Below are 25077 nucleotides of genomic sequence, written 5' to 3' on the forward strand. Positions count from 1 at the left end.
ACGTCGCTACCGCGTTCGACGACGGTACGACAGAAGAAGACCCGAAACGTCGGCAGTGAGTGTCAGTCGACGAACGACAGAAGGCACTGGTTGGCGAGCGTGCGCGTGCGCTGGACGTACTGTGCGACGACGAGTGCCGCGAGCACCAGCGACATGACGAGCAGGAGGCTACTTGCACCACCCGAGAACTGTCCGAACGAGAGTGAGACGCCGGCGATAACACCGACCAGCGCGACGGCTGCGTATCCTACGAGCCAGCTGTCGGTCGTGGCTTCGACACAGTGGTCCTCCAGTGCGTGGCGGTCGAGTGTGAGTTCTCGCTCGTCTTCGTCGTAGTGAACCAGTCCACTATCGGTCAGTGTCGGAAGGTGTGTCTGGTACAACGAGACGTAGACGCGCTGTCGCTCCTCGTTCGTGACCTCGTCGAGCGTGGTCTCTTCTTCGTTGGCAGCGATCAGTGCGGCCAACTCCTTCAGGTCGGTCGAGCGGTTCGTCTGATACAGGTGACGAATGATAAATCGGCGACGAGAGTTGCCGAGTATCTGAAAGAGGGTGTCGGTCGAGAGTCCCTCATCGTCGACCATCATCCGGTGCTGCGCCGTCGACTGGCGCAGGTGCTGTCCGCTTCGTGAGCGGCGAGAGTTTCGGGAAATTCCTCATGTACCATTGACTACTCCAACTCAGCGAGGGACTTGGTTATAGTCGGGCTATCGTTCGGTTTGGCACTGGCAACCGTCGCTAGGGCCGTGCAGTCTTTCATTTTCCAAGAACTGTCTTCCAGTGTAGTTTCTCTGTTTAATCATCCGTTCTCCAGTGTCGGCGTCGACGCAACCGACAACAGAACGGAGTTCGTGGGTGGCTAACAATATCGGATGCGGTACTACTCTGGTATCAGATGAGTCTGTTCGAATTGACCGGCTTCCAGCGGGACCTTCTGTACGTCATCGCGGGAGCAGACAAGCCCTCTGGGCAGATGGTGAAAGAACGCATCGAGCAAGATATCGGCGAGGTCAAACACGGGAGGCTGTATCCCAACCTCGACACACTCGTGGAGCGTGGCTACGTCAACAAAGGCCAACACGACCGACGCACGAACTACTACGCAATCTCGGACTCTGGACTGCAAGCGCTACGCGAGCGGCGCTCGTGGGAAAGTCAGTTTCTCGACGGCGAGTGACGCCATTCCCGCGACCGCCCCTCTCGTAACCAGGTCGCTGAGAGAGTGAGCGCGCCTCACTCGACTCACGATGCATACTGACAGCCGGTCACACCCACAGCCGAACGTCGGACGGGGTGAATGCCGCGATCTTCCTTTTTTCGACAACGTTTCACCGACAGCGACTGCGCCGCCTCGACGCCCGCGCGTGCGAGACTGTCGTTAGAGACGTTCGACGAGCGCTGGACCCGCCACCGAGAGTGAACACACTGACCAGGCCGACCAGGCTGACCAGACTGTACACGTCGGCGACGAATCGAGAACCAGTCCGCACCGGCGAGACATCACATCCTCACACCGGTTCGGTTCCACTGCGTAGGAGTAGTCTCACGTTGTTCCGCTGTCGGTCCCGGAAACCCTTCCCTGTCGTTCGGTTATGCAGCGCCGTCTCTCTGGAAGTCGCCGTATAACAAAGGCTCACACACTGGTGTATTCTCCTACAGACGCACCCCCGTGATTGCGGGTGTAGATGCTAATTTATGATATCGACGATACCCCCCCTCGCACCGACGAGACGAACGGTCGAACGTGTCGACTGGCGACCTCCCCAGTCCGACCACACAGGAGCGGTGTGACCGATGTATAAGGGAAACACCGTCGCTGTGGTCGTCCCCGCGTACAACGAAGCGGGGTTCGTCGGTGGCGTCATCGACACGCTCCCGGAACTCGTCGACCGTGCGTACGTCGTTGACGACCACTCACAGGACGATACCTGGGAGGTCATCTGTCGCCACGCTAGTGTCGCCAACGCGATGCGCCAGCCGATCAGAGCAGACGGCGGTATCGAAGCGACAGAGTTCGTCACACCCATCCGTAACGCGCAGAACCGCGGTGTCGGCTACTCGATTACGACGGGCTATCGACGGGCGCTCGAAGACGGTGCAGACGTCGTCGTCGTCATGAACGGTGACGGCCAGATGGACCCGAACATCCTCCCCCGAATCCTCGACCCGGTCGTCGACGGACTGACCGACTACGCGAAAGGGAACCGCCTCCGCGACAACCCCCACAGCCTGGGGATGAGTTCGTGGCGACTGTTCGGAAACTGGACGCTGACGTTCCTCTCGCGCATCTCCAGTGGATACTGGCACGTCTCGGACTCGCAGAACGGCTACACGGCCATCTCGCGTCACGCGCTCGAAACCATCGACCTCGACAACCTGTACGAACGGTACGGGTTCTTGAACGACCTGCTCGTGAAACTGAACGTCCACGGACTCCGGGTCGCCGACGTCTCTCACCCGGCACTCTACGGCGACGAACAGAGTGGCATCAGTTACCCGTCGTTCATCTCGTCGGTGTCGATGCTCCTGTTGCGAGACTTTGTCTGGCGACTCTCGCGGAAGTACGTCTCCGACCGTCTCCACCCCACCGCACTGTACTACGCACTCAGCGGTGTCAGTGTCCTCGGTGGTCTCTTCGCTCTCCTCTCGTTCGTGGCGAGTGCAGTGGGTCTCGACACCGTCGACGTCGACTCGTGGGTCCTCCCTGGAACGATGCTGACGAGTGGGTTGTTCTTCCTGTTGGCTGTCTTCGCCGACGCCCGAGAGAACGAACACCTACAAGTGTTCATTCCCGAACTGCCCAGCCAGCGCCAGGACCGTTCCGTGGGTCGCGTCGACGTCGGTGTCGCACCACTGTCGTCGACTGCACGTGACGAGTCAGACGCCGACAGAAGCTAACCTCGTCGAGCGTCTGTAACGACTTCTTTATTCTGGCACAACAATCTTTAATCACTCGTTAAGCACCGCTGAGAAGAGCGTTTTCGAGCAGAACGTCGTTTCGAACTGTTCGGTTGAGAGGTTCTGTATCGACTCGATTCGACGGTCTCGTCGGTTCTCGACTGAAGTTAACGAAAGAATATTTGGCAGAGTCTGAAAATGTTGCACGGCTCTAAAAATATTGCAGAAAAACAGATTGTCGCCAAGTTCAGAATATATTTCAAGACTATCCTCCTAATTTGATGGGAGGCTTATGGGAACATTTATGGGTGGCTTTCGGCAAGGCAGAGGCATGGCACACGAACCGGTAACCGAGTCTCTTCATCGAGACGAGTCGACGAAGAAATCGCTACTTAAGAGGCGCGAGTACCTCCGCCTCAGCGCAGCTGCGACCGCTGTCGGCGCTGTCACTGGAACGGCACTGTCCGGGTCTGCAGCCGCACAGCGTTCGGATTCAGAGAGTTTCAACCAGCAATTAAACGCCGTCGACGATCTCGGTATGGACCCTGAAGGGAACGACGCTATCGACACCGCACTGATAGAGGAGACCCCATCCAATACACTCATCGAGTTCCCCGCAGGCGAGTATCTCGTCACGGATGCCGTCGTCGCCGACGTCGCCAAACGATTCGGTATCGCAGAGAGCGACTCTCCGGGTGACGTCACGTTCACGTTCGCGTCGGCCACCCAGGAGTCGACAGACGCGGAATCGAGTCCCGTCGTCTTGAGCGACGAGGAGGAGATCGACCTGCCACTCGAAGCGGGCGGAACGCAGACGGCCACCGTACCCGCGGGCGGGCAACCGACCACCTCGACACTCCTGGTGTATCGAGAGGATTCCTTCGAGATGCACGGCGTCGAACTGGCGGACTCCGAAGCCGAGCGCACGAAGACGCTCAGCATCGTTGGACCCAGCGACGACATCGCCAACTATCGGCTGACGGTGACGGGTCGTATCGATGCGGACGACGAGAACGGAACCCAACAGAGTAGCTCACTCCCGTCTTCCAGCGTCGAAGACGCTCTCGGCGACACGGTACATCACTACGAGTACACCGGTGAAATCGTCTCGTTCGACCTCGACGGTCCCGCCACTGTCACCGTCGACGACGAACGAGTTACTCCCGAGGACGTCGTCGCCGATCCGAGCGACCGTCGGCTTCCCGACCTCCTCGTCGTCGATACACGCAAAGAACAGTCCGGCTACGAACTCCGACTCGACGACTGACCGAGACGCCTCAGACCACTAGTCGAGCACTCGGACGACCACCCAGCAACTCGACACAGGGCGCTCCAGAGACCACGACTGCGGAACGCAACCCCATTGCGGACCCGGTTTGGGTCTCAGGCACCTACGGGTCCACTGCTGTCCACCCACTTGATCGAACCTGTGGTCTCTGGCTGAGAGACGACTCGTGTCGTCCCATCGCAGTCGCCCCCGCTGGCCGCTTTCGACACACCGAGACAGTCCCGTGTTCGTCTGACACCCGTCCACAGCAGAGTCAGTGCGCACCCACCGACTGTGTCTCGTATGGGCATCTTTCAAAATACACCGACCACTGTCTAGCGCTGTCTCAACCGTCTACACGGGCGTGTTCAATCGAGCGCCGTCACGAGGTCGGCGAACGTCCGGTGGAACGCGGCTTGTCTCGACACACGGTCGAACGTCTGTCCTCGTCTCCGAGCGTGCGCCGAGTACGTGCGCCGTTCGTCGTCCGACCGGTCGAAGTATCGTGAGACGCCTGCTGCGAGGGCATCGGGCGTCGGGTCGACGACGAGCGACTCGTCGATTGCACGCGCCTCCGAGGCCGTTCCAGTCGTCGTCGTCACTAGCGGTGGGAGACCGGCGCACATCCCCTCCAAGGTACTGACGGGGAAAGTGTCCATCCGCGACGGTTGAACGTAGAGTGACGCACCTGCGAACGCATCTGTGAGGTCTTCGACGTAGCCGTGGACGGTGACACCGTCGGTGGCTTCGTAGGCTCTCGGCTGGTCGCTGCCGACGACGTGGAGTTCCGCGTCGGGGTGGTGCGCACGAACGTCGGTCCAGGCGTCGACGAGCATGTCGAACCCTTTGTAGCGTTCGTCGCGGCCGACGGCGACGGCGACGTTTCGGTCGAGTACTGGCTCACAGGTCTGCAAATCGTCGTACACGTCGGGTTGGACGTACGGGTGGGCGACGCGAATCGGCGTCTCGTCGCCGACGATGTCGCTCGCGAACGACGCCGCGAACTCGGAGACGGCCATGACACCGTCGATACCCCAGTTCGCCGCGTGTTTGATGGCGGGGACGCCGAAGCGCCCGATGAGCGACTTCAGCGCCGAACTCCCACGGAAGTCGTCCTGGCCGACGTGGTAGAGGCCGTGGTCCGCACAGAGGTAGATAACGTCCGTGTCGGTCATCGCCCGTCCGACGAGTGCGGCGTACAACGGAACCGACCCCTCGACGAGACAGACGTCGTAGTCGGGGAGTTGGAGACCGTTGACCACGTCCTCGACGATGGTTCCCGAGAACGGGCCGGCCGAGTGCTCGCGGTAGTGGACGAGGTCGGCACCGATAGCCGAGGCGAAGCCTCGGTGTGCGGGATGCGGGTCGAAGTAGAGCATGGCGACGTCGAGGTCGGCCAGGACCTCGTCTGCGGCCTCGCTACTCTCGACGGACGTCGACGACGACGGTCCCTCGACGGACGCACCGAACGTCGACTTGTCTCTATTTCGCGGCCGCTGAATAGCCATGAGTGTACTTGTGGATAATCGGGGTACGGGTGTAGTTATGAACCAGATAAGAAGACTGTCAACCGTTTCCAACAACTCTTCGAAGCCAACATAATCGCTCCGTCCGGGCCGCTTCGCCCCCGCGCTGTCGGCGGTTCGCCTGTCGGCGAGAGAGCTTTGTAGTATCAGAATACTATTGTCCCTCGCCCGAGAGAATTCGCTTAATGAGAGAGTTAGAGCGGTTCCGCCGTACTCTTCCGCTCGTCGTCGTTCTCGTTGCCGCCGCTGGACTTCGGCTGTACGGACTCGCTGCCGAGAGCCTGTGGACGGACGAACTGGTCACCGTCGAGTTCGTCGCCGAGATGACGCCGCTCGAACTGCTCGTCCAGATTCCGCAGGTCCAACCGCATCTCCCGCTGTACTATCTCCTCCTCGACGGCTGGATTGGACTCGCTGGAAACACTCCCGCCTCGATGCGTCTCCTCTCGGCACTGTTCGGTATCGCCGCCGTCGTCGCCATGTATCTCCTCGGCCGACGACTCGTCGACCACCACGTCGGCCTCGTCGCTGCGGCGCTCTTGGCGTTCTCGCGGTTCCACATCTACTACGCTCAAGAGGTCCGGATGTACAGCCTCCTCACGCTCCTCTCGATAGTCTCGTTCTACGCCCTCGTCCGCCTCCGTGAGACACCGACGACCCGACACGTCCTCGGCTACGTCGTCTCGGCCGGTCTTCTCATCGCGACGCACTTCTTCGCCGTCCTCGTCGTGCTCGCACAGGTGACCTACCTCGTCGTCCGCCTCGACGCGATTGCGGGCGAGCGATTTCTCGGCCTGCCGACCCGGCGACTCAAACAGGCGTACGCGCTCGGCGTCCTCGTCAGTCCCCTCGTGATTCTCGCCGCCGTCGCTGCTATCGGCGGCGCACCGCGCTACCACTACATTCCGTATCCCTCTGTCTCGCTCGTCGTCGCCACCCTGACCGACTATCTCGGCTACCCACGCGGGACGAACGTCTTCGTCGTCACCGGCGTGTTCGTCGCGTTCGTCGGCACCGCTCTCCTCGCAGTCGTCCGCTTCGGCGACGTACGCCGTCTCTCCGTGACCCGCCTCCGCGACGCTCTCACCAGCGCTCGCTTCGACTCGGACGCGGTGGACCGCGACGCGCTCTCTGTCGCACTTCTCTGGTTCGGTGTCCCGTTCGGCGGACTCGTCGCGCTCTCGTATCTCGTCACGCCGCTGTTCTGGCCCCGATACACCATCGCCGCCTCGTTGGGTTTCTTCCTCCTCGTCGCACTCGGCGTCCGCAGCGTCCCCAATCGCCACCTGCGAACGGCACTCGCCGTCGTCCTCGTCGTCGGCCTCGTCCCCTCCGTCGCGCTCTATCACACGAACACCGACAAAGAGCAGTGGCGGGCCGTCGGCAACACCATCGACGAACGGGCGGAGTCCGGCGACTTCGTCCTCGTCATGGACCAGATGACCGACTACGGCGTCGAGTACTACGTCGACCGGGAGGACGTCACGATGGCGAGCGTCGTCGCCGAGAACTCCGGGACGGGATACGCGCCGACGCCGACGAGCGAGATAGCAAACGTGACAGACGACCACGGCCGGACGTGGCTCGTCTTCTCGCACGCCTCGGACGCCGAACGACAGCGCGTTCTCGACGTAGTGAACGACACCCGAACGCAGGCGTGGCACCATCAGTTCGTCAAAGTCGAGGTGTATCTATTCGTGCCCGACGAGTCGGGAGCAGAGACAGCGGCGACGACGTCGACGTTTAGTCACAGCCCAAGACTGTCAGCTGAGTCGGCAAGTCTAAACGATGGCCGTCGGTCTCTCTCGGTATGACGGGCCTCGTGAGTGCGGTGATTCCGACGTACAACCGAGCGGCGTACATCGACGGTGCCATCGAGTGCGTCCTCTCACAGAGCTACGACGACGTCGAAGTCGTCGTCGTCGACGACGGGTCGACCGACGACACTCGCGAGGTGCTCGCCCAGTACGCCGACGACGACCGGGTTCGGGTCCTCCACAACGACGAGAACCGGGGCATTCCCTATACGGCGAACCGCGCGCTCGACGCCGCCGAGGGCGACTACATCGCGAGTATCGACGACGACGACCGCTGGCACCCCACGAAGCTCGAAAAGCAGGTTGCGGTGTTGGACCGACTGGACGACAGCTACTGCGGCGTCTACACCGGCGGCGTCATCAGAGATACGGACGGCAACGTGGTTCAGCGAGTGATGAGTCACGACTCGGGTGACGTCTACCCGGAAGTCCTCGTCCGCAACACGATTCTGCCGCACTCCGGACATCTCGTCCGCGCTGAGTGTTTCGACGCGGTCGGCGGGTTCGACGAGGCGTTCCCCATCGCCTGCGACTGGGACATCACCATCCGCCTGTCTCGGCAGTTCAAGTGGGCGTTCATCCCCGAGGCGCTCGTCGAACGAACGCACCACGGTAGCAACGTCACCGGCGACCCGGACTACGACGTTCGCTGTCGCCAGCAGGTGTGGGAGAAGTTCCGCGCCGACATCGCCCGACATCCAGACATCGAACGGCGGTTCCACGCCGCGTGGGCGCGCGAACGGGGCGTCCGGGCGCTCGAAGCGGGTGACAGAGTCGAAGCAGTCGTAGCGCTCGCCGAGGCGTTCTCGTCGGAGCCACGCGGCGACCACGCGGCACTGCTCGGTCTCGCACCGTTCGGCCCGCGTGCACTCACGACCGCACGCAAGTTGCGCGACCGAGTCAAGGGTCTCCGACAGCCGTGAGCCTGGACCGGTCAAGTCTCGCGCTGTACGCCTCTCGCATCGTCATCAGCCTCGCCGGGTTCCTCGGCACCATCTACTTCGCCCGCGAACTCGGTGCCTCGGGTCTCGGCGTCTACTTCACCTTCGAGACGGTGGTCATCGTCCTCGCCGTCTTCGTCCGTATCGGTGTCGACAACGCGGTCATCAAGCGACTGAGCGGTGCCGACGGTGCGCGCCAACGCGGTATCTACCTCGGCGGGGCGCTCCTCCTCGTCGTCCCGCCGTTTCTCGTGTTGTCTGCAGGTGTCCTACTCTTCGCCCCGCAGTTGAACGGCCTCGTCGAACTGGCCGTCGCACCGCTCGTGGTACTCACGCTCGCGTTGAGCACCGGTCGCGAACTCCTCATCGCCGTGCTCCGCGGCGAGCGCCGGATTGCGACGAGCGCGTTGCTCGAACTGCTCGGCGAACTGGTCCGAGTCGTCGCGAGCGTCGCTCTCGTCGTCTCCGGCTACGGCGTCGTCGGTCTCGTCTACGGCTACGTCATCGGACAGGTTGCGGCGGTTGCCATCGGGACGCCACTGCTCCGAACCCGCCCGCGTCGACCGAGTCGCGAGACGTTCCGGAGCCTGTTCGACTTCTCGAAGTATACGGCGGGGATGCAGGTGAGCTTCCTCGCGTACAGTTGGATGGACACGCTTCTCTTGGCCATTCTCGTCTCGAAGTCCGCCGTCGGCGTCTACGAGGCGGCGTGGCGGGTGAGCGCGGTGACGATGCTCGCTGGGCAGGCCATCGGCGCGTCGCTCGCGCCCGCCGTGAGCGACTGGATGTCGTCGGGTGACGTCGAGAACGTCGAACACGCCGTCGCCGAGGCAATGACCTACGCGCTCGTCCTCGTCGTTCCGGCCGTCGTCGGCGCGGCGCTCCTCGGCGAGGCGGCGATGGGCGTCCTCTATCAGTTCGAGACGGGCGGACTCGTCCTCACGATACTCGTCACCGGAAAGCTGTTGCAGGCGACGAAAGACATCGTCCAGAGCACGCTCCTCGGCACCGAGAACCAGCGTGTCGCCTTCTGGGTCAACGTCGTCACGCTCGTCGCGAACTTCGCGCTCAACCTCGTGCTCATCCACTACTTCCAACTCGTCGGCGCGGCGGTGGCGACGGTGCTCACGGCCGGGACTGCCGCACTCGCGCAGTTGTGGTATCTCCGCCGCGTCATTCGGGTCCGGTTCGACTGGCGGGCCATCGGCTGGCAGGTCGCGGCCGCACTCGTGATGGGTGTCGTTGTCTACGGTCTCTCTCGGCAGTTCCCGCCGACGACCGTCCCGCGACTGATAGCGACGGTCGGTGTCGGCGCGGCCGTCTACGGGACTGTCGTCCTCGGTCACGACGGTATGCGAGAGCGGTTCCTCGGCGTCCTCCCCGGCGAGAGAGGCGCGAACGCTTAACCGCTCGCCGCGTGTCCGAGCGAACACTTACGACCCTCACGATGACCCGAAACGTCGTTCTCGTCTGTCTCGATACCGTCCGGAAGGATTTCTTCGACGACTACGCTCCCCGACTCCGCGCCCGAGCGGACGCCTCCTTCGAGCAGTGCCGTGCGGCGAGTGCGTGGAGCACGCCGAGTCACGCCAGCATGTTCACGGGGCGACTCCCGCATCAACACGGCATCCACACCCACGCGCTGGACTTCACGGCACTCGACCGTGAGGACACCCTGCTCGGTGACCTTCCCGACCACCGGAGCGTCGGCGTCAGCGCCAACGTCTACGCCGGGTCGGCCTACGGCTTCGACACGCTGTTCGACGACTTCTGCGACGTCTCGCGCTACCACCGTTTTCCCGACGGACTCGACCCGAGCGCGTTCATCCGCGAACACGGCGAGCAGGGAGTCGAGACCTACCTCGAACTACTTCGGCAAATACGGGACAGCGACAGTCCACTGAAGAGTCTCGCCAACGTCGCGCTGTTCCGCGCGAACGACCTCGTTCGACACGGCCCACTGGAGGACTGGCCGGAACTGTTCGACGACGGCGCGAACGTCGTTCTTCGTGAAGCCGAGAAGCGGTTCGACGACGGCGAGCGTCCGTTCATCGGCTTTCTCAACCTCATGGACGGCCACGAACCGCATCGGGTCACTCGCGGCTACGACGACTCGCTCCACGACGTGCCGACGACGTGGACGACCGAGGCGTTCGACAACGGCGACGTCGTCGCCGACCCCGAGGCGTTCGAAGCCGACCTCGATAACTACCGGGCGCTGTACGGAACTGCCGTCGACTACCTCGACCGAAAAGTCACGCGGTTCATCGACCGCGTACAGGCCGAAACCGACCGCGAGACGACGTTCGTGATTACGGCCGACCACGGCGAGAACCTCGGCACCGAGACCGACGAGGGCCTGTTCGGCCACCTCGCCAGCCTCTCGGAGGGCGTGCTCCACGTTCCACTCTGCATCGTCAACGCGCCCGACGGATACCTCGAAACCGTCGACGAGTACGTCTCGCATTTCCGACTCCGCGAACTCGTCGTCGGTCTCGCCGCGGGTGAGACACCGGACGTGACGGCGGACCGCATCCCGGCGGAAGTCGTCGGGCTGACGCCGAACAACGCCGACGTCTTCGAGCGTGACCCGGACCACTGGGACCGGATGATTCGCTGCGTCTACGACGGCGAGACGAAGACGGTATGGGACTCCGAGGGTGGCGTCGACGTGTACGACCTCGACTCCGCTCGACCGTGCTGGCAGTCTCGTCGCGAGCGCTCCGAGAACCACGACGAGACGCCGACGGTTCCCGACTGGGCACACGACCTGTTCGACGTCGACGTGGAGACGTACAAGCGAGCGGCGAAAGCCGACGACCACCAGCGGACCGTCGACGATGACGCCCGCGGCCGACTCGAAGACCTCGGCTATCTCTGAGTGGCCACACTGCGTGCCAACCTATTTCCCGACGGTGGCCGACGACTGGGACGTGTCTCGAACGTCCCCCCACTGGAGTGACCGATGACCGTCGCCGTCGTCGGTCTCGGTTACATCGGTCTCCCGACTGCCCTGCTACTCGCCCGAACCCGTGACGTCGTCGGCGTCGACATCGACGAGGACGTCGTCGCGGCGGTGAACGCCGGAGAACTCCCGTTCGAGGAACCCGGTCTGTCCGACCTCTTTGCAGACGTCGAGGCGAACGTCTCCGCGCAGACGACCGTCCCCAGCGATGCCGACGCCTACCTCGTCGCGACGCCGACGCCACTCGACGAGGTGACGGACGTCGCGAACCTTCAGTACGTCGGCGCGGCCGTCGAGTCCGTCGCGCCGAACCTCGACCCGGGTGACCTCGTCGTGCTCGAATCGACTGTCCCGCCGGGAACCTCGGAGCGACTCGTCCGCCCGATTCTGGAGCGCGAGGGACCCGAAGACGGCGGCGTCCACTACGCGCACTGTCCCGAACGGGCGTCGCCGGGTGCGACACTCGACGAGATGGTCCACAACGACCGACTCGTCGGCGGTGTCGACGACGCGTCCAGAGCACGGACGGTCGACCTCTACGACTTCGCCGAGGGTGAGATTCACCGGACGAACCCGACGACGGCGGAGTTCGTGAAACTCATGGAGAACACCTACCGCGACGTCAACATCGCGCTCGCAAACGAGTTCGCGATGCTCGGCGAGGAGTACGCTATCGACACGCGCCGCGCCATCGAGTTGGCGAACGAACATCCGCGCGTCGACGTCCACTCGCCCGGCCCCGGCGTCGGCGGGCACTGTCTCCCGGTCGACCCGCAGTTCCTCACGCAGTCGACGACAGACTCCCGACTCATCTCTGTCGCTCGCGACATCAACGAGTCGATGGCGGTCCACACGCTCAGACACGTCCGCCGACTCCTCGACGGCACCGCCCACGCCCGCGTGACGGTGCTCGGCGTCGCCTACAAGGGGAACGTCGACGACACGCGGGAGACACCTGCACTCCGCCTCCTGCGTCTCGCCGAAAACGAAGGATTCGACGTGCGTGCCTCGGACCCCCACGTCGACGCCGCAGACTTCGCGTATCCGCTCTCGGACCTCGACACCGCCGTCGCCGGCAGCGACTGTCTCGTCGTCGTCACCGACCACGACGCGTACGCGGACCTCGACCCGGAGCGGTTAGCCAGCCAGATGCGCCGACCGGCCGTCGTCGACACGCGTGGCGTGCTCGACCCCGAACCGTGGCTCGACGCCGGATTCGCCGTCAGTCGTCTCGGCGACGGGCGTCGCCACGGCCGGAGCGAGAGGAGATGACGCTCGGCGTGACCGCGGGCGCGCCGGTAGCACGTTCACACTTAAGAGACAGTCGGCAGAACAAGACGAGTAACTGATGCGTGACGAAGTTCTCAAGCGGTGGGTAAAACAGCCAGAGGCCGCGCCGATGCTCCAGTATCTCCGAGACGCGGAGAAGGAGTCGGCGTGGGAACTACTCGGCGAACGCACGCGAATCCTCGACATCGCCTCAGAGTCGAACGTGACGCGCGGACTCGACGGCGAGCACATCACGCGCCTCGACTTCTCGGAGAGCGCAATCGAGTACGCCCAAGAGATTCTCGGCGACACCGTCGACCGCTACGAGTGGACCGAACCCGAGGACCCGAAACTCCCGTTCCCGGACGACCACTTCGACGGGGCAGTGTCGCTCGGTCCCTACGACTGGCGCTTCCTCGACATCGAGACGCTGACCGACGAGGTTCGGCGGGTGACGACGGGTGACGGCCTCTACGTCTTCTCGGTGCCGACACCGCGTTCGCCGTACCACACCGGCGGCAAGTACCGACAGCGGTACTACACGCCGGACGAAGGCAAGCGCATCTTCTACCCGATGTCCCGGCTAGCGACGTACGACCTCATCTACCAGTACCCGTTCCGACTCCACGCCCACGGGTCGAACGCACCGGAGTTCGTCCAGCGGCCGATGGTCGACTACGCGAAGGACCTCTCGGACCGACTGATGGAACAGGACGACTGGGACAACGCGTCGTACATCGTCTTCGGTGTCCAGAAACTCGACTACGAGCGGTATCTCGACGACGCCCTCGACTGTCTCTTCCGACCAACGGACGAGAACGGTTTCTGGAACGAAGACGAAGGACGGATGATTCGCGCACTGGACTACGACATCGACGAGTCGGGCGGGATTCACTGGCGTCCGAACGACGAGAACCAGTGGCGCTACGCGACGTTCGCGCTCATGGGACTCATGCAGTGGCGCGTCTCCGAGGAGGGCGACGACCGGTACGACGACGAACTCCGCTCGCAACTCGCGTACTTCGCCGACGCAATCGAAGACGAGGCGACGCTCGGCGAGATGCCGAGTTACGGTATCGGCCCGTTGACCCTCGCGTTCAGCCTCGCCGACGACGTGTTCGGCGGCGACGAGAGCGACGTCGACCACCTCGCGGTGGCGACGAACCTGTTCACCCACGCCGAGGGCCGATTCGACTTCACCGACAGCGAAGACAGTCTCCTCCTCTATGGGTGGACCTATCTCTACGAACGCACCGGCGACGAGGCCGTTCACGACGCTATCGACGGCGCGATGTACGAGATTGTCGAGCAACAGAACGCTTGGAAGACGCTGTTCTACTTCGACAACCCGACCACACGACGCCACCAGAACCAGATGTACACGCTCTGGGGACTGTGCCGCGGTATCGAGGTGACTGGCCGGACGGGTTATCTGGAGAACGTCGAGCAGGTACTGGACTACACCATAGAGGAGCGGATGGAAGACGACGGGTCGTTCATCTGGGAGGACCCCTCGAACCGCACGCTCGCCGGGATGGAACTCCGCCAGCGACTCGGCGTCCGCGACGGACGGCCGCCGCACTGGGAGTTCCTCTACGAGTGTCACCAGACGTTCTTCGTCAACGCCGTCGCGCACTACTACGCCGCCGGCGGCGAGAAGAACTACGACAGAGAGGTCGGCGAGGCGATGGAGTGGATTTACGCGACGAACACGCGCGGCGTGAATCTGGCCGACGCGAGCGGACTCGGCGTCCCGATGCGCTTCATGACACGCGACGGGCGGATGAACGTCGCAGACCAGCAGTTCAAAGGTGCCTACGAAGTCGGGTCGTACGTGATGGCGCTGTCGAACCTGTTGACGGGGACGGTCCGGAGTTCGTAGCTCTCTGTCGCTTTTGCTCTCGGTCTCTTCTGTGAGGTTCTGTCGAATTTATCCGTGAGTTGACCGTCGAGTGCAGGTGTTCACCTCGCAGATTCGGAGCGTACCTCACGTCACACTACGAGCGACTCACGAAGCGCGGTGACCCGCGACAGCCACAGCCACGTCCTCCCCAACCGACTTTTGTGCTCCTCGCTCGCTTCGCTCGTTGTGGTGCTCAGTCGTCCCTCACGCGCCGACCGGCGTGACACGGAGGTCACGCCAGCGCGCGCCACGGTGGGTTATTCAGTTCGCCGACCGCTCGCACCGTTCGCGGTAAGCGACTCGTAGACACCGAGCAACGACTTCCCTTCGTTCGCCCAGTTGTACCGCTCTGCGACGGCCTTCCGGGCGTTCCGTCCGATTTCCTTCGTTCGCTCTTCGTCCGTCGCAAGCGAGACGACAGCGTCGGCCATCGCGTCGAAGTCGCCGTCGTCGATGACGTGCCCGGAGTCCGTCTCGCGGACGATACGACCCAGTGGGCCGACGTCGGTCACGATGACCGGTTTCTCGAAGGACATGTACTGGAAGAGTTTGTGCGGCACCGTCGTCGACGTGTGGGGGTTCTCCGTGTGGAGGACGAAACAGACGTCGCTCGCGGCGACGTAGGAGGGGACTTTGGCGAAGTCGACCCAACCGGTGAACGTGATGTGGTCGGCGGCGTCGCTCTCGGCGGCGAGTCGTTCCAGTCGCTCTTGGTAGGTGTCCTCTCCCGCCGAACCGACGATGAGGAGTCGCGCGTTCGGCACCTTCTCGACCACTGCCGGCATCGCGCCGATGGCCGTCTCCAGACCGCGGTGGGGGCCGAAACTCCCCACGTAGGAGATGACGAACTCGTCGTCGTAGCCGAGGTCTTCTAGCTCCGCATCGTCGAAGCGTGACAGTTCGACGGTGTTAGAGACGACAGAGACCGTCGTCGGGTCTGCGCCGCAGTCGCGCAGGTAGTGTGCGCGGGCCTCCTCGACGACGGTGATGACGTGGTCCGCCTGGTGGACACAGTTCTTCTCCAGCCGTTTCAGGCGCGGACGCGGCGTGAACGTCTTCTGGACGAGCATCCGCGGGAGTGCCATCCCCTTGCGCCACTGGTTGGCCGCCTCCGGATAGTTCTCGTGGAGGTCGGCCACGAGCGGCAAGTCGTACTCGTCGGCGACCGAGAGTCCCGTCTTCACGAGCGGCAGGTCGTGGATGTGGAGGGCCTCGATGTCGTTGGCCTCGACGAACGCGCGCATCTCACGCGCCCAGATGGTGTCGTGGAGCGTCGTCACGTAGCGAAAGGTCTTGAGCGTCCGCTGAACGACGTTGTAGACCTCTCGACGGTGGATGCGGGTGACCTCGATGTCCTCGAACCGCTCGCGCTCCGGTTGGCCTGGCTTGCCGAGACAGAGGAGAAATACCTCGTGACCCGCCGCTGTGAGCGTCCGCGCCTCCTTCTCGATGCGGATGTCGTGTGGGAAGAACCCTCGCAGTGCCATTCCGATGCGCATCAGCAGCGCCTCCGCCCGTCGTCCGTCACCAACATCGTCACGCTCGTCGTCGATTTCGTCGCCACAGTCGTCTCCGGGACACGTCTCTCCATTCGATTGCCTTCACTGCCGTCCGGCAGTGGGATAAACACATGCACCTTACGCCTCCAGTTCTTCGACGAGCGTGTCGACGATTCGCCGTGCGGCCTCGCCGTCACCGTACAGCGTCGGCGCGCCGGTCATCTCTCGGCGTTCGTCGTCGTGGGCGCAGAGACGCCGAAGGCGGTCCCCGAGCGCCGTCGGTTCCACGAGTTCGTTCACGCCCGCGTCGACCGTCTCCGGCCGTTCGGTGTTGGGCCGAACGGTCAGACACGGCACTTCGAGGATAGAGGCTTCCTCCTGCACGCCACCCGAGTCGGTGACGACGAGTCGTGCATCCGAGAGGAGCGCGAGAAAGTCGAGATAGTCGAGCGGGTCGACGACGCGGAGCGACCCAGTCGGTTCCACGCCTAGTGTTCCGAGGGCGTTCTGCAGGCGCGGGTGAGCCGGGAGAACCACTGGATACGGGGCCGAGTCGAGCGTCTCGACGATGGTCCGGAGTCGCTCTCGGTCGTCGGTGTTCCGGGGTCGGTGAATCGTCGAGAGGACGTACTCGTCGGCAGCGAGGTCGAATCGGTCGAGTACGTCCGAGGACTCGGCCGCGAGTTCTCGATGCCGGAGACAGGCGTCGACGACGGTGTTTCCCGTCTCGACGACGCCCTCGGTGAGTCCCTCTGCGGCGAGATTGTCGACGGCCGTCGACGTGGGTGCGAACAGCCAGTCGCTCACTCGGTCGGCGACGACGCGGTTGACCTCCTCGGGCATCGAGCGGTCGAAACTCCGAATTCCTGCCTCGACGTGGCCGAACCGAGCGGTGTGCTTACTCGTCGCGAGCGCGGCCGCGAGGACGGTGTTCGTATCTCCCTGTGCCAAGACAACGTCGGGGTCGCGCGACCGAAGTACGTCACCGAGTCCGGCCAGCGCGTCCGCCGTCTGTCGGCTCTGGTCGCTGCTACCGACGTCGAGTGAGACGTCGGGTGCGGGCAGCGAGAGCGTCTCGAAGAACGACCCGCTGAGTTCGTCGTCGTAGTGTTGGCCCGTGTGGACGAGTGCGTCGTCAAGCGCGTCGGTTCGTCGGAGGCTCCGAATCACGGGGGCCAGTTTGACAATCTCCGGGCGGGTTCCGACGACGACGAGAACAGCCGGCACGTCGTCGCCTGTTGGGTCGGTCATTACGTCCACTTCACGGATGAGCGGAATGTACGTTTTGGAGAGTAGTTCTTGGAGCGTAATCGACAGAGAGAGTACAGCTAAGTGACAGGCCTTATATCTGCAGACCGAATAGCACCGACCGGTAATGGTGTCCCCCACCGACTCAGACCCTCCACTCGATGTCCTCTTTCTGCCGTACTACGACGACAACCCGTATCAACAGGAACTCCGAGCAGCCCTGAACGACCAGCACGTGACCGTTCGGACCGGTAACCACGAAGCGCCTCTCCCGCTTCTACAGTCCGTCGTCGGCGACCGGCCGGACGTGCTGCATCTCCACTGGGCACACTCGTTGTTCGTCATGCACAACAAACTCGTCACACTCGTTCTCGGCCTCAGACTCCTCTTCGAGCTCACGGTGTGCAAACTCATGGGCGTGCCGATCGTCTGGACCGTCCACAACACGCTCGACCACGAGCGACGCCACCCGCTCATCGAACTGACCGTTCGGCGGGTCGTCGCGCGACTCTGTGACGGGTTCATCACGCACGGGGAACACGCACGCGAGGAAGTCATCGACGTGTACGACATCTCCCGCACCGACGCCTCACGTGTCGCCGTCGTCCCACACGGGAACTACATCGGGAGCTATCCCGACGACGTCTCCCGTCGAGAGGCGCGCGAAGCGCTCTCGCTCCCCGACGACGCGACGGTCTATCTCCACTTCGGCAACATCCGACCGTACAAGGGCGTCACGCGACTGGTCGAGACGTTCGGAGAGATGGACGACCCAGATAGTCACCTCCTGCTCGCGGGACGGCCGCCGACGAACCCCGAGGACAGAGCACGTCTCTTCGGGTTGTGCGAACGAACCGACCGCGTCCACACCAACTTCGGGTTCGTCCCGGACGACGAGATACAGCACTACTTCGCCGCCAGCGACGCCGTCGTCCTTCCGTTCGAGCGAGTGCTCACGTCGGGGAGCGCCGTCCTCGCGATGTCGTTCGGGCGGCCGGTCGTCGCCCCGCGAATGGGCTGTCTTCCCGACACGCTCTCGGAGAAGAACGACCTGCTCTACGACCCCGACGACCCCGAGGGTCTTCGCCGACAGATGCAGCGAGTCCGCGACGAAGACCTCTCTGCCGTCGGGTCGAGTAACCGCATCCGGGCGATACAGAACGACTGGGGCACCGCCGCCGAACGAACGTACGCCGTCTACTGCGCTGCCGAGCGTGGTGTCGCCGACGTCGCTGTCGCCGCCGACCGCGCCAGTGCAGCGACCGAGGTCGGGACGGTCTCCGGTGAGGTGTGAGTGTGGTGAACCGTGATGCAGCGTGACGAGACACCGGTGGCTCTCGGCCAATCGCTGGCGTTATGGCCACTTGCACACAACGCTGATACCGTGAGTGACCGATGCGCGAGCGACTGAAGCGCCTGCTCGCCACGCTGACCCCCGGCGGTGGCGTCGGCGAGCAGACCGTCAAGAGCGGCATCTGGGCGTCGCTCGCAAACGGCCTCGGTCGCAGCCTCCAGTTCCTCAAACTCGGCGCGCTGACGTGGTTGCTAACCCAAGCGGAGTTCGGACTCGTCGGATTCGCGCTCCTGACGCTCGCGGCACTCCGCCGTATCTCGAAACTCGGCATCGAGGAGGCACTCATCGAACACCGCGACGACGACGTCGACGCCTACCTCGACACGGCGTGGACGTTACGGACGCTGCGCGGGGTGGGTATCGGCGCAGTCGCCTTCCTCGCTGCACCGTTCATCGCCGACTTCTTCGGCAATCCACGGGCCGAACCCCTCATCCAGGCGATGGCGGTGTTGCCGCTCTTGAAAGGACTGGAGAACCCCGGCGTCATCTACTTCCGGAAGAACCTCGCGTTCCACCGCGAGTTCGTCTACCGCGTCGGCAAGGCGGCGACGATAGCCGTCGTCACCGTCGCCGTGGCGTTCGTCTATCGCAGCGCGTGGGCGTTCGTCATCGGTGACATCGTCGGAGCGCTCGTCGCGCTCGCTATCTCCTACGCCATCCACGACTACCGACCACGACCCTCGTTCGACCGCGAACAGTTCGACGAACTGTTCGGCTACGGAAAGTGGATAACGGCGTCGGGACTGCTCGTCTACCTCATCAACGAGGGCGACGACGCGTTCGTCGGGTGGCTACTCGGTGCGAGCGCACTCGGCGTCTACCAGTTCTCGTATCGCTTCTCGAACGCACCGGCGACGGAGATTACCCACGTCGTCTCGAGCGTCGCCTTCCCCGCCTACTCGAAACTCCAAGACGACGTAGAGCGCCTCCGCAGCGCGTTCTATCAGGCGCTCACGTTGACGACGGTGCTGTCGTTCCCGACGGCCGTGGGCATCGTCGTCGTCGCGCCGACGTTCGTCGCGACGTTCCTCCCACCGGCGTGGGAGGAAGCGGCGCAAGTGATGCAGATTCTGGCGCTTTGGGGGCTGTTGCGGTCGCTCGGCGCGACGACGGGACCACTGTTTCAGGCGGTCGGTCGCCCGGACTACGCGACGAAGATTCAGTTCGGCAAACTCCTGCTCATCGCCGTGCTCATCTACCCGGCGACACAGGCGTACGGCATCGCGGGGACGGCGGCGGTCATCGTCCTCAACTCCGCACTGTTCTCCGAACCGGTCGCCTCCTACGTCGCCGTCCGAACCGTCGACGGCAGTTTCAGACGGTTCTTCCGCGTCGTCGGCTTCCCGGCACTCGCGAGTGTCGTGATGGGTCTCGGCGTCTACGCCGTCCGTGAGTCACTCGCCCTCTACGAGGGACTCGTCGCCTCCGCCGCACTCGTCGTCGTCGGCGTCGCTCTCTACGTCGCGGCGGTCGGTCTCCTCGAACTCGTCTTCGACTACGAGGCACCGGCGGTCCTTCGGTCGGTCGTAGCCACGGCCGGGCAGTGAGCGTCGGGATAAAAAGAACGCGAGTGCAGTCGGCCTCGCTTCGGTTCGCGGGTCGGTCAGTCTTCGAGCGACTCCGCCTGCTGCATCGACGACTGTTCGGACTCGGCCATCAGTCGGCGCTCGGCCTCGTCGCGGTTCTCCGGGTAGCCGACGTCGATGCGCCAGCCGTCCAGCGGAATCGCCATGATAGAGCGCCCACTGCGAATCAGGAGGTCGATTGCGTCCGGCAGTTCGTACTCGCCGCGGTCGGAGGGTTGCACGAGGTGACAGGCGTGGAAGATGGCGGGCGAGAACGTGTAGAAGCCGGTCATCACCAGGTTCGACGGCGGGTCTTCCGGTTTCTCGACGACTTCGACGATTTCGTCGGCGTCGTTGGTCACACACACCCCGAAACGGGAGGCGTCCTCGTAGGGAACCTCCTCGACGAGGAACGCCGCGTCGACGTTCTCTTCCTTCTGTGATTGGACGACAGCGTCGAGGTTCGAACGGAAGATGTTGTCGCCGAGCATGAGCATGAAGTCGTCGTCGATGTGCTCTTCGACGGTCAACAGCGCGTGCGCGAGACCGAGTTGTTCGCGCTGATGTGTGTAGGTGATGGGGATACCGCGGAACTCGTCGCCGTAGTACTCGATGATCTGTTCGGCGCGGTAGCCGACGACGACGATGAACTCCTCGGCCCCGAGCGTTCGGAGCTCCTCGAAACAGTGTGTGAGGAGGGGTTCACCGTCGACAGTGACTAACGCCTTCGGTTTCGTGTCTGTGAGCGGGCGGAGACGCGTTCCCTTCCCTGCGGCGAGGACGACTGCTTGCATAACGACCGAAACCACGTACGAGAAGGGTATTGTTACGCGTCGAATAACAGCCACCCAGGAAATCGGTCGCTCGCAACGAAACCCGGTAGTATCAGACTACCCGCGTGATTCCGGGCACCTCGACCGTCGAGAGCGCGTCCGGAACGACGAAGAACGCCGCCATCTCGGTCGATGGCCGTTTGCTTTGAGCGGAAACGCGCACTCACAACTCACGAACGAAGTGTCAATGTCGTCGCCGACGTACTCTCTCTATGCGGAGCTACACGGTCGGTCGTATCTGGGACATCCCGATTCGGGTCAACATCTCGCTACTCCTTTTCCTCCCGATACTGGCGTGGCTCATCGGCAGCGGCCAACAGATTGCCCTCTACACCGGTCTCATCAATCGGTTCGCCCCAGTGCCGTTGGACGTCGCCGTCCTCCGTGCAGGTGTCGTTCCGTGGGTCATCGGCGTCACCGCCGCCCTCGGCCTCTTCGTCGGCGTCCTCCTGCACGAACTCGGTCACTCGTGGGTCGCTCGGCGCTACGACCTCGAAACCGTCTCTATTACCCTGTGGGTGTTCGGCGGTCTCGCTCGCTTCGACGCCATCCCGCGCGCGTGGAACCGCGAGTTCTGGATCGCCATCGCCGGGCCGGTGACGAGCGTCCTCGTCGGTCTCTGCTGTGCGGCGCTCGTTCGAGTCGTCCCCAGCCGATTCCCCGTCGTCGTCTTCGTCTTCGGGTGGTTGGCGGTCGTCAACGTCACGCTCGCCGTGTTCAACCTCCTTCCGGCGTTTCCGATGGACGGTGGGCGAATCCTCCGGGCGCTCCTCGCTCGCTCGCGGCCGTACGGTGTCGCGACCCGTATCGCCGCTCGAATCGGTGTCACCTTCGCGCTCGTCTTCGCCGTCGTCGGTGTCCTCGCGTTCAACCCAGTCCTCATCCTCGTCGCGCTGTTCGTCTACGGGGCGGCCACGGCGGAGACCCGACTGAGCCTCCTCGACGACCTCTTGGAGGGGTCGACCGTCGCCGACGTGATGGACACGTCCGTCGAGACACTCTCTGTCGACGACACCGTCTCGACGTTCGTCGACCTGATGATGAGACGCCACCGAACGGCGTTCCCCGTCGTCGACGAGGGCGCAGTGGTCGGGTTGGTCACGCTCGACGACCTCAGAGCGCAGCCGCGTACAGACGAGTGGACGACGCTCGTCGGCGACGTGATGGGACCCCCGCCGATGCGTGTCGATGCGGCCGCAGACGCCTTCGACACGCTCGCCGAACTCGGCGAACAGAACGCGGACTACGCACTCGTCGAAGCAGACGGACGGATAGTCGGCACCGTCTCCCAGGAGTCGTTTCTCGCCGCTGTCGAGATTCGGCAGGGCATCGGTGTCTCGCGGTGAGTCTCTCGTCCCGACGTGACGTAACCGTTGCAGGGTGCGAAACAGCTTTGTCGAAACCGTCGAGAGTTACGTCCCGTGACGTCGACCCGACGGACGTTCGTGCGCCGTGTCGCTACAGGGGGACTGGCAGTCGCGACACTCGGCACGGCCGGCGTTCAGGGTGTCCGGTTCGTGACCGGCGGTGAGGAACGCTCGACAACGGACGAGGCGAAGGCGCTCGTCGCCGGCAGTCTCCTCGCCCTCGCGAGCGACGTACCGGGGGCAAGTGTCGAAGCCCACGGGAGTCTGACGGTCCGAAACCTCGTCGTCGACGGCGCACGCGACCCGGACGTACTCGCGTTGGCCGACCCGACGCTGTTCGAAGGGCTGGCGACGAACGTGACGCTCTTTGCGACCAACGCGCTGGTACTCGCCTACAACCCGGACTCCGCGTACGCCGACGCACTCGACTCCGACTGGGCGAGGACGCTCGAACGCGACGACGTCCGACTGGGGAGAACCGACCCGAAAGCAGACCCACTCGGATATCGCACAGTTCTCGCCCTCCAGTTGGCGGAGGAGGCCGGTCTGGCCGCGCCCACTCTGCTCGACGACTCGCACGTCTTTCCGGAGACGGCGCTCGTGCGGGCGCTCGAAGCCGGAAAACTCGATGCGGCGTTCGTCTACACGAACATGGCCGTCGAACACGACCTGCCGTTCGTCGACCTCCCGTCCGCTATCGACTTCTCGGACCCGACGGAGGCGGACAGATACGCGACGGCGAGTCTCGCCCTCCCGAACCGGACCGTCCACGGCGCACCGATTCGCTACGGTGTGACCGCGATGACCGACGCCGGGTCGGCGTGGGTCGAGTCGCTGACCACCGACACGACTCGACTTCGTGACCACGGATTCACCGTCCCCGGTGCGTATCCCGTCGACCAGCCTGTCGAGTAATCTCTCGACTGCCGAGAGATTGATGCGACGTCGCCTCGAGGTACGACCCAGAGATGTCTGAGATGTCGTTTGCACCCGAGGCCGTCACGACGGTCACGTTCGACTCTTACAGCACGCTCGTCGACGTCGACGCCGCCGAACAGGCGCTGGCCGAGCGCGTCGACGACCCCGAACCGGTGTCGAAACTGTGGCGGGCGCGCTCGCTGGAGTACACCTTCGTCGGCAACCACATCGACGTGTACAAACCGTTCTACGAGGTGAACCGCGACGCGCTTCAGTACGCGCTCGACGCTCACGAAGTCGTCATCAGTGAGGAAGAGCGAGACGAGATTCTGTCGGTCTACCACGAACTCGACGTCTTCGACGACGTGCGCGACGGTATCGAACGCCTCCGCGATGGCGGCTACGACTGCTACGTCGTCTCGAACGGCAACCCCGAGATGCTCGACTCGATGGTCGAACACGCCGACATCGGCGACTTACTGGAAGACACCATCAGCGCCGACGAGGTGGAGACGTTCAAACCCGACGCAGAACTGTACCGCCACGCGGCGGGCCGAACCGGGACGCCGATTCGGGAGATTGCGCACGTCACGGCCGGATGGTTCGACGTGATGGGGGCCCAACACGCCGGGATGCAGGGTGTCTGGGTCGACCGGAAGGGGACGCCGTACGAACCGTTCGACGGCGACCCGGACCTGACCATCGAGACGTTCTACGAGTTGGCCGACGCACTGGGAGTCTGAGCGGTAAGCGAGGACTCTTTCGACTACCCGGATCGCAGCGGCGTGTCGCCAATCGCGTAGTTTCCTTCGACTTTCGCTTTCGTGTCGAATCCGGCGAAGAAGGCGTCGCCGTAGCTACGGAAGACGTTGTCGCGGACGGCCACCGACTTCGACTCGTGGAGGTTGACCGCTCGCTGGACGTCGTCGTGGTCGTGCCACACCTCGCGCGGGGTGGCTCCGTGGAAGTAGCAGTCGGCGACGGTCAGCCCGTGGGCGCGGCGGCCGTAGAGTTCGACGGGATAGTCTTCTCGACGGCCGTTGCCCTCGATGTAGGCGTCTTTGATGGAGATTGCGGGCGAGCGTACGTCGATACCGTGACCGTGGTTCAGCTGCGAGGACCCGCCGAGCATCGCCGTCTTGTAGCCGTCGAGGCGGAAGCCGACGCCCTTGTTGGCGATGGCCTGACAGCCGAAGAACTGCGTGGCGTGCGGGCCTGCCTCGCTCTCCAACCGAAAGCCGTCGCCGCCGCAGTTCCACGCCTGGACGTTGAACAGACTCGTCCCGTAGCAGTTGTGCTCGTCGGGAGCGACGTGGACGCCGTCGCCCGCCGCGGTGACGTAGACGTTCGAGATGGAGGTGTACGGCGCACACCGGACGCGGATGGCCGGTGCTCCGCCGACGATAGAGAGGTTCTGAATCGTCGGCGCGCGCTTGTAGGTGCGTGCGCCGTGGCCGCAGACGTCGATTATCGGGCGGTCGTCGGCCTCTTCGTGACCCAGTTGACTGACACCGGGGCCACAGCCTTCGATGGCGAAGGGGCGGTCTTCGTCGAAGACGAGCGGGTACGAGTCGACTGTCGGGTCGTAGCCGTTGAGGACGCCGATGTGCGTCGCGCCGCCGTCGTAGGTCGCTTGAATCGAGTCGCCGTCGTCGATGATGGCGTCGTAACCGAAGTAGCGCATTCTTCGAAGCTACGTTATCGAGG

At 63.8% G+C, this 25077-nt stretch carries 20 protein-coding genes; 14 read left to right on the top strand and 6 right to left on the bottom strand.

Features of this window, described 5'->3' with window-relative positions; translation table 11 throughout:
- Positions 1-62: 62 nt before the first annotated feature.
- Positions 63-587 carry a DUF7344 domain-containing protein gene (locus BM083_RS03200; protein ID WP_143085669.1) on the bottom strand — a complete coding sequence of 175 codons (525 nt, stop codon included), beginning with the start codon at positions 585-587 and terminating at the stop codon, positions 63-65.
- Between the two features lie 314 nt (positions 588-901).
- On the opposite strand from BM083_RS03200, the gene BM083_RS03205 reads away from it, so the two are divergent.
- The 3 genes from BM083_RS03205 to BM083_RS03215 all read left to right on the top strand — a co-directional run bounded on the left by BM083_RS03205 (position 902) and on the right by BM083_RS03215 (position 4165).
- Complete coding sequence (locus tag BM083_RS03205) at positions 902-1177, top strand: PadR family transcriptional regulator (protein ID WP_049894285.1); 276 nt, start codon at positions 902-904, stop codon at positions 1175-1177.
- Between the two features lie 617 nt (positions 1178-1794).
- A complete protein-coding gene (locus tag BM083_RS03210) occupies positions 1795-2898 on the top strand; it encodes a glycosyltransferase family 2 protein (RefSeq protein ID WP_089865666.1) in 1104 nt (367 codons plus the stop codon).
- A gap of 538 nt (positions 2899-3436) precedes the next feature.
- Positions 3437-4165, top strand: a complete 729-nt coding sequence (locus BM083_RS03215; protein WP_143085670.1) for a hypothetical protein — start codon at positions 3437-3439, stop codon at positions 4163-4165.
- Positions 4166-4533: 368 nt separating this feature from the next.
- Here BM083_RS03215 and BM083_RS03220 read toward each other — a convergent pair whose 3' ends face one another.
- A complete protein-coding gene (locus tag BM083_RS03220) occupies positions 4534-5673 on the bottom strand; it encodes a glycosyltransferase family 4 protein (RefSeq protein ID WP_177197522.1) in 1140 nt (379 codons plus the stop codon).
- 203 nt (positions 5674-5876) lie between these two features.
- Here BM083_RS03220 and BM083_RS03225 point away from each other — a divergent pair, with 203 nt between their 5' ends.
- The 6 genes from BM083_RS03225 to BM083_RS03250 all read left to right on the top strand — a co-directional run bounded on the left by BM083_RS03225 (position 5877) and on the right by BM083_RS03250 (position 14565).
- Positions 5877-7505, top strand: a complete 1629-nt coding sequence (locus BM083_RS03225; protein WP_089865672.1) for a glycosyltransferase family 39 protein — start codon at positions 5877-5879, stop codon at positions 7503-7505.
- A complete protein-coding gene (locus BM083_RS03230) occupies positions 7502-8431 on the top strand; it encodes a glycosyltransferase family 2 protein (RefSeq protein WP_089865675.1) in 930 nt (309 codons plus the stop codon). Before BM083_RS03225 ends, BM083_RS03230 begins: the two co-directional genes overlap by 4 nt.
- Positions 8428-9855, top strand: a complete 1428-nt coding sequence (locus BM083_RS03235) for an oligosaccharide flippase family protein (RefSeq protein ID WP_089865678.1) — start codon at positions 8428-8430, stop codon at positions 9853-9855. Before BM083_RS03230 ends, BM083_RS03235 begins: the two co-directional genes overlap by 4 nt.
- A 41-nt stretch (positions 9856-9896) precedes the next feature.
- Positions 9897-11330: a sulfatase-like hydrolase/transferase gene (locus tag BM083_RS03240; RefSeq protein WP_089865680.1), complete on the top strand. Its 1434-nt coding sequence runs from the start codon at positions 9897-9899 to the stop codon at positions 11328-11330.
- Positions 11331-11414: 84 nt separating this feature from the next.
- A complete protein-coding gene (locus BM083_RS03245; RefSeq protein ID WP_089865683.1) occupies positions 11415-12686 on the top strand; it encodes a nucleotide sugar dehydrogenase in 1272 nt (423 codons plus the stop codon).
- A 76-nt stretch (positions 12687-12762) separates the two neighbouring features.
- Complete coding sequence (locus BM083_RS03250; RefSeq protein ID WP_089865686.1) at positions 12763-14565, top strand: class I SAM-dependent methyltransferase; 1803 nt, start codon at positions 12763-12765, stop codon at positions 14563-14565.
- A 278-nt stretch (positions 14566-14843) separates the two neighbouring features.
- Here the strand turns inward: BM083_RS03250 and BM083_RS03255 are convergent, their stop codons facing one another.
- Positions 14844-16085, bottom strand: a complete 1242-nt coding sequence (locus BM083_RS03255; protein WP_089865689.1) for a glycosyltransferase family 4 protein — start codon at positions 16083-16085, stop codon at positions 14844-14846.
- A gap of 138 nt (positions 16086-16223) precedes the next feature.
- A complete protein-coding gene (gene wecB, locus BM083_RS03260) occupies positions 16224-17336 on the bottom strand; it encodes a non-hydrolyzing UDP-N-acetylglucosamine 2-epimerase (RefSeq protein ID WP_089865692.1) in 1113 nt (370 codons plus the stop codon).
- A 124-nt stretch (positions 17337-17460) separates the two neighbouring features.
- Here wecB and BM083_RS03265 point away from each other — a divergent pair, with 124 nt between their 5' ends.
- Positions 17461-18627, top strand: coding sequence for a glycosyltransferase (locus BM083_RS03265; RefSeq protein ID WP_245756839.1), 1167 nt, complete (start codon positions 17461-17463; stop codon positions 18625-18627).
- Between the two features lie 101 nt (positions 18628-18728).
- A complete protein-coding gene (locus tag BM083_RS03270; RefSeq protein ID WP_089865695.1) occupies positions 18729-20234 on the top strand; it encodes a lipopolysaccharide biosynthesis protein in 1506 nt (501 codons plus the stop codon).
- 56 nt (positions 20235-20290) lie between these two features.
- Here the strand turns inward: BM083_RS03270 and aglF are convergent, their stop codons facing one another.
- Positions 20291-21046, bottom strand: coding sequence for a UTP--glucose-1-phosphate uridylyltransferase AglF (gene aglF / locus BM083_RS03275; RefSeq protein WP_089865698.1), 756 nt, complete (start codon positions 21044-21046; stop codon positions 20291-20293).
- 251 nt (positions 21047-21297) lie between these two features.
- Between aglF and BM083_RS03280 the strand changes: the two genes are divergently transcribed.
- The 3 genes from BM083_RS03280 (at position 21298) to BM083_RS03290 (ending at position 24113) form a co-directional block, all read left to right on the top strand.
- The gene (locus BM083_RS03280; RefSeq protein ID WP_089865700.1) at positions 21298-22431 is read left to right on the top strand and encodes a site-2 protease family protein; all 1134 of its coding nucleotides are present in this window, start codon (positions 21298-21300) and stop codon (positions 22429-22431) included.
- Positions 22432-22506: 75 nt separating this feature from the next.
- The gene (locus BM083_RS03285; protein ID WP_177197523.1) at positions 22507-23367 is read left to right on the top strand and encodes an extracellular solute-binding protein; all 861 of its coding nucleotides are present in this window, start codon (positions 22507-22509) and stop codon (positions 23365-23367) included.
- Positions 23368-23429: 62 nt separating this feature from the next.
- The gene (locus BM083_RS03290; RefSeq protein ID WP_089868334.1) at positions 23430-24113 is read left to right on the top strand and encodes a haloacid dehalogenase type II; all 684 of its coding nucleotides are present in this window, start codon (positions 23430-23432) and stop codon (positions 24111-24113) included.
- Between the two features lie 23 nt (positions 24114-24136).
- Here BM083_RS03290 and BM083_RS03295 read toward each other — a convergent pair whose 3' ends face one another.
- Positions 24137-25054 (bottom strand): hypothetical protein, encoded by a 918-nt coding sequence (locus tag BM083_RS03295; protein WP_089865707.1) that lies wholly within the window; start codon positions 25052-25054, stop codon positions 24137-24139.
- Between the last annotated feature and the right edge of the window lie 23 nt (positions 25055-25077).

Source organism: Halogranum rubrum (genome assembly GCF_900114455.1).
GTDB lineage: Archaea > Halobacteriota > Halobacteria > Halobacteriales > Haloferacaceae > Halogranum > Halogranum rubrum.

Bases quoted from the DNA above. Each gene is read 5' to 3' on its own strand.
- BM083_RS03200 (WP_143085669.1), bottom strand. From the start codon at position 587: ATGATGGTCGACGATGAGGGACTCTCGACCGACACCCTCTTTCAGATA.
- BM083_RS03230 (WP_089865675.1), top strand. From the start codon at position 7,502: ATGACGGGCCTCGTGAGTGCGGTGATTCCGACGTACAACCGAGCGGCG.
- BM083_RS03290 (WP_089868334.1), top strand. From the start codon at position 23,430: ATGTCGTTTGCACCCGAGGCCGTCACGACGGTCACGTTCGACTCTTAC.
- BM083_RS03210 (WP_089865666.1), top strand. From the start codon at position 1,795: ATGTATAAGGGAAACACCGTCGCTGTGGTCGTCCCCGCGTACAACGAA.
- BM083_RS03270 (WP_089865695.1), top strand. From the start codon at position 18,729: ATGCGCGAGCGACTGAAGCGCCTGCTCGCCACGCTGACCCCCGGCGGT.
- BM083_RS03220 (WP_177197522.1), bottom strand. From the start codon at position 5,673: ATGGCTATTCAGCGGCCGCGAAATAGAGACAAGTCGACGTTCGGTGCG.
- BM083_RS03255 (WP_089865689.1), bottom strand. From the start codon at position 16,085: ATGCGCATCGGAATGGCACTGCGAGGGTTCTTCCCACACGACATCCGC.
- BM083_RS03245 (WP_089865683.1), top strand. From the start codon at position 11,415: ATGACCGTCGCCGTCGTCGGTCTCGGTTACATCGGTCTCCCGACTGCC.
- wecB (WP_089865692.1), bottom strand. From the start codon at position 17,336: ATGACCGACCCAACAGGCGACGACGTGCCGGCTGTTCTCGTCGTCGTC.
- BM083_RS03295 (WP_089865707.1), bottom strand. From the start codon at position 25,054: ATGCGCTACTTCGGTTACGACGCCATCATCGACGACGGCGACTCGATT.
- BM083_RS03240 (WP_089865680.1), top strand. From the start codon at position 9,897: ATGACCCGAAACGTCGTTCTCGTCTGTCTCGATACCGTCCGGAAGGAT.
- BM083_RS03215 (WP_143085670.1), top strand. From the start codon at position 3,437: ATGGACCCTGAAGGGAACGACGCTATCGACACCGCACTGATAGAGGAG.
- BM083_RS03280 (WP_089865700.1), top strand. From the start codon at position 21,298: ATGCGGAGCTACACGGTCGGTCGTATCTGGGACATCCCGATTCGGGTC.
- BM083_RS03250 (WP_089865686.1), top strand. From the start codon at position 12,763: ATGCGTGACGAAGTTCTCAAGCGGTGGGTAAAACAGCCAGAGGCCGCG.
- BM083_RS03265 (WP_245756839.1), top strand. From the start codon at position 17,461: ATGGTGTCCCCCACCGACTCAGACCCTCCACTCGATGTCCTCTTTCTG.
- BM083_RS03225 (WP_089865672.1), top strand. From the start codon at position 5,877: ATGAGAGAGTTAGAGCGGTTCCGCCGTACTCTTCCGCTCGTCGTCGTT.
- aglF (WP_089865698.1), bottom strand. From the start codon at position 21,046: ATGCAAGCAGTCGTCCTCGCCGCAGGGAAGGGAACGCGTCTCCGCCCG.